Origin of the sequence: Nocardia vinacea NBRC 16497, assembly GCF_000308835.1 — a bacterium.
Lineage (GTDB): Bacteria > Actinomycetota > Actinomycetes > Mycobacteriales > Mycobacteriaceae > Nocardia > Nocardia vinacea.
In genome coordinates this window covers 1-5148 of the sequence record NZ_BAGN01000352.1, presented here as the reverse complement: position 1 = coordinate 5148, position 5148 = coordinate 1, and the positions used below count along the sequence as shown (strand labels likewise).

The 5148-nt window shown below is 66.5% G+C and carries 1 protein-coding gene; it reads right to left on the bottom strand.

Going from position 1 to position 5148, the window contains the following annotated elements; genetic code table 11:
• Positions 1 to 5148, bottom strand: a 5148-nt coding sequence (locus tag ON44_RS34090; protein ID WP_040698317.1) for a type I polyketide synthase, incomplete at both ends; no start/stop codon positions are given.

Sequence of the window (5148 nt, the reverse complement as noted above, 5' to 3'; positions counted from 1 at the left end):
CACCCGCACGACGCGGCCGATCTACGTCGGGCCAAGCCACCGGTTCGGTCAGCAGGCGGATATGGCCTTCGGACCAATCAACTTTCGTGCTCGGCCGATCGACGTGCAGTGTCTTGGGTAGTGTGCCGTGACGCATCGCCATGATCATCTTGATCACGCCACCGACACCGGCCGCCGCCTGGGCATGACCGATGTTGGACTTCAATGATCCGAGCCACAGCGGACGATCCGCAGCACGCTCTTGGCCGTAGGTCGCCAGCAGCGCCTGCGCCTCGATCGGATCGCCCAGAGTCGTACCCGTGCCGTGCGCCTCGACCACATCCACCTCGGTCGGCGAAACCCCCGCATTCGCCAATGCCTGCCGAATCACCCGCCGCTGCGACGGACCATTCGGCGCGGAGAAACCATTCGACGCACCATCCTGATTCACCGCCGAACCAGCAATCACCGCAAGCACATCATGACCATTGCGACGGGCATCGGACAACCGCTCCAACACCAACATTCCAGCACCCTCGGACCAGCCGACACCATCGGCCGCATCCGCGAACGACTTACACCGGCCATCCGGCGACAAACCCCGCTGCCGACTGAACTCGACGAGCATCTCCGGGGTGGACATCACGGCCACACCACCGGCCAACGCCAGATCACATTCGCCCGACCGCAGTGACTGGGCGGCCAAGTGCATGGCCACCAGCGACGACGAACACGCCGTATCCACCGACACCGCAGGACCTTCCAAGCCCAGTGTGTAGGCGATGCGACCGGAGACCAGGCTGCCTGCGACGCTGTTGCCGGTACCGGCGCCCAGCGCGTAGTCGTGGTACATCACGCCGGTGAAGACACCCGTCGAACTACCGCGCAGCACCGCCGGATCCACACCCGCGCGCTCCAACGCCTCCCACGAGATCTCCAGCAACATCCGCTGCTGCGGATCCATCACCAAAGCCTCGTTGGGACTGATCCCGAAGAAATCCGCGTCGAAATCGGCTGCGGAGTACAGGAATCCACCCTGACGGGTATAAGTCTTACCCGCCTTACCGGGTTCCGGATCGTAGATGCCCTCGATATCCCAGCCACGATCCGCGGGCAGATCACCCGTGGTGTCCATGCCTTCGGCAACCAGACTCCACAAGTCTTCGGGAGAAGCGACACCACCGGGGTAGCGGCAGCTCATCGCCACCACCGCAATCGGGTCGTCGCCGGCCACCCTACTGGCAGTGACCGCGACATCCTGGCTCGTGCCGGAGAGTTGGGAATCGATGAACTCGGCGACAACCTGCGCGTTCGGATAATCGAAAACCAACGTCGCCGGCAGTTGCAGACCCGTCGCAGCATTCAACTTGTTACGGAACTCGACCGCACTCAACGAATCGAAACCGAGCTGCTGAAAAGCCTGCTGCGGCTCAACAGCATCCACCGACACATGCCCAAGAGTCACAGCAGCCACCGAACGAACAAGATCGAGCAGAGCACGCGCACGATCCACATCCGACAAGCCGGCCAGCTTTCGGGCGAAAGCCTGACCCGCCGCGCTTCGGTTGGTGCGGCGCACGGGGATCGGTGCGAGGGCGCGGACCAGGGCCGGGATCAGCTCGCCCCGCGTCCGGAGCACCGCCCGATCGACCCGCAACGCCACCAACTGCGCGGTATCGGTGGCAATCGACGCATCGAACAGCGCAAGACCCTCGGCCTCGGAGAGCGGTGGGAAGCCCTGCCTGCGCAGCAGATCGAATTCGGCCTCGGACAGCTCGACACCGAGCCCGGTCGATCGTGCCCACAACCCGTAGTCGATAGCGGTTGCCGGCAATCCCAAGCTGTGACGATGCGCGGCAAGGGCATCCAAGAAGACGTTCGCCGCGGCGTAGTTCGCTTGACCCGCGGCCAGCACCAGCCCACCCGCGGACGACAACAGCACGAACAACGACAACGAGGCATCACGAGTCAACTCGTGCAGATGCCACGCCGCATCGACCTTGGGCCCGAACACATAGTCGACCCGCTCAGCCGTAATCGACTCCACCAGACCGTTATCCGCAGTCCCCGCCGCGTGCACCACACCCACCAGCGGATGTTCAACCGAAATACCATCCAGCAACGCCGCCAGCGCCGACCGATCCGACACATCACACGCGACGATGGACACCTGCGCACCCAGCTCGGTCAGCTCCGCACGCAGTTCCGCCGCACCCGGAGCATCCGAGCCACGCCGAGACGTCAGAAGCAGATGGCGCACACCATGTTCGGCCACCAGATGACGGGCAATCACCGCGCCCAGACCACCCGTACCACCGGTCACCAGCACCGTGCCCGACTCCAACGGCCGAACGTTCGAACCAGGCGCGTGACGACTCAATCGCGGCACGAGCAGGGTCGCACCACGCAGTGCAGCCTCGGGTTCCAGCGCCGCGGTCGCGGCCACAGCGGCGATAGCGAGCGCGTCACGATCCTCATCCTGATCCAGGTCGAGCAGCTGGAATCGGCCAGGATGTTCGGCCTGCGCGGCACGCAGCAGACCCCACACCGGCGCCTGACCCAGGTCCACCTGCTCCGCATCGGCAACCGCCACTGCACGTCTGGTGAGCGCGACCAGACGTGAATCGGCGAAACGCGGTTCGGCCAGCCAGCCGCGCAGAGTGTCGAGTACACCGATCGCGATCCGGCGGGCGGCCTCCGGCGGCGCACCGTCGTGAACGGGGATCTCCCACAACACGATCTCCGGAACAACCGGATCCTGGGCCGCGTCCAACTCGGTGATCAGCGCGGCGAGATCACCATTCAGTACCGCCACCCGGCCCGGCTCGACGCTCTCCGCCGACGGCGCGGCAGCGATCCACTCCACGCCGAAGAGGGCGTCATCCACCCGATCCGATTGCAGGTGATCGGCCGACACCGGCCGAGAAACCAAGGCCCCCACCGACATCACCGGCCGACCCTGCTCGTCGGCCAGCTGGAGCGCGAACCGGGTGCCCTCGACCACGATGCGAACCCGGACGGCGCTCGCGCCGGCCGCGTGCAGCACCACCCGGTTCCAGGTGAACGGCAGTGCCGGGAAGCCCTCGACACCGCCGCGCAGACCGTGCACGATCCCCGCGTGCAGCGCCGCGTCGAACAGCGCCGGATGGACCCCGAAACCCTTGCCGTCCTGCGGATCCGGCAGCGCGACCTCGGCGAACAACTCGTCACCACGCCGCCACGCCGCCTGCAAACCCTGGAAGAACGGGCCGTAGCCGTACCCGATATCGAGCAGCTCGTCATAGACGCCGTCGATGTCCAAGGACTGGGCACCGGCCGGCGGCCACGCGGCGAGGTCGAAGTCGGCCACCCCGTCGCCGGGGACGAGCACACCTTCGGCATGGAGCAACCACAGCCCCTCGGCGGTCTGCCGCGAATGCACACTCAACCGCCTGCGACCGGCCTCGTCTGCCGCAGTCACCACGACCTGTACCGCGACGCTGCCCTCGGCAGGCATCGTCAACGGGGCCTGCAGGACCAGCTCGTCCACCACGGCACAACCGAGCACACCACCGACGTAACTCGCCAGCTCGACGAACCCGGTGCCCGGCAGCAATACGGTGCCGAGCACGCTGTGGTCGGCCAGCCACTCGACCGACTCGACGGTCCACCGGCCGGTGAAACTCACGCCACCCGAATCCGGATGCGGCACCACCGCACCCAGCAGCGGATGCTCCACCACATCCAGCCCGACCGAGCCGACTCCGCCCAGTTCGGCGCCCAGCCAGGACAGGGCCAGCGCCTCCTTGGGATCCAGCCAGAAACGCTGATGCTGGAAGGCATAGGTGGGCAAGTCGATTCGCTGACCTCCAGCATGCAGCCCGGCCCAGTTCACCTCGGCGCCGGCCACGAACAACCCGGCCACCCCGCCCAGCACGGCGGACGCGTCGGCACGGTCACGACGCGCCAACGCCACCACCACCGCGGCCTCGTCGTCGAGAGTCTGGGCGACCATCGGGCTCAGGACCGCGTCCGGGCCGACTTCGGCGAACCGGGATACACCCATGTCCGCCATCGTGGCAACGGCATCAGCGAACCGCACGGTGTCACGGACCTGAGCGACCCAATACGACGGAACGGCCATCTCATCGGTGATCCGGGCACCGGTCACCGTCGACACCAACGGGATACTCGGACGACCGAACACCAAACCCTCGATCACCGAGGCGAACTCGGCCAGCATCGGCTCCATCAGAGCCGAATGAAAGGCGTGCGAAACCCGCAATCTGTGTGTGCGCCAACCATGTTCGGCGCATGCCTCGACAAGAGCGGCGACTGCGTCCTCGATGCCGGACAGCACCACCGATGTCGGGCCGTTCACCGCCGCGATCGACACCCCATCGACATCGGCCAGCAACGGCAGCACGTCCGCCTCCGACGCACCGACAGCAACCATCGCACCACCAGAAGGCAAAGCCTGCATCAACCGACCACGCCGCCACCAAACACACGCATCCGCCAGCGACAACACCCCAGCCACATGCGCGGCAGCAACCTCACCAATCGAATGACCAGCCACCACATCCGCACGCACGCCCCACGATTCGAGCAACCGGAACAACGCCACCCCGAACGCGAACAACCCCGCCTGCGCGAACACCGTCCGATCGACCGAGTCCTCGTCCGACAGCGCCACATCCAGCGAAACCGACTGCCCCAACAGCGGATCCAACTGCCCGACAATCGCATCGAAATGCTCGGCGAACACCGGATACGCAGTCCGCAGCTCAGCCGCCATACCAGCCCACTGCGCACCCTGACCCGAGAACACCACACCCGTCGAACCCGCCACCACCCGCCCGGACACCACACCCGGAATCGTTTCGCCGCGCCCGAGCGCCTGGATACCGGCCCGCAGGCCGTCTTCCTCGGGCGAGAACGCCACGGCCCGATGCTCGAACAACACTCGCGAGGTGGCGAGCGAGAATCCGATGTCGATCGAATCGTGGTCGCCGACAGAGGAGGCCAGCCGCCGGGCCTGCTCAGCCAGTGCCTCGCCGCTCCGCGCCGAGACCACCCACGGCAACACCCCGCCCGCCGGAGGGGTTTCGACCACCGGAGCCGGGTCCGCCGAGGGCGCCTGTTCGACGATCAGGTGAGCGTTCGTGCCGCTGAGGCCGAACGAGGACA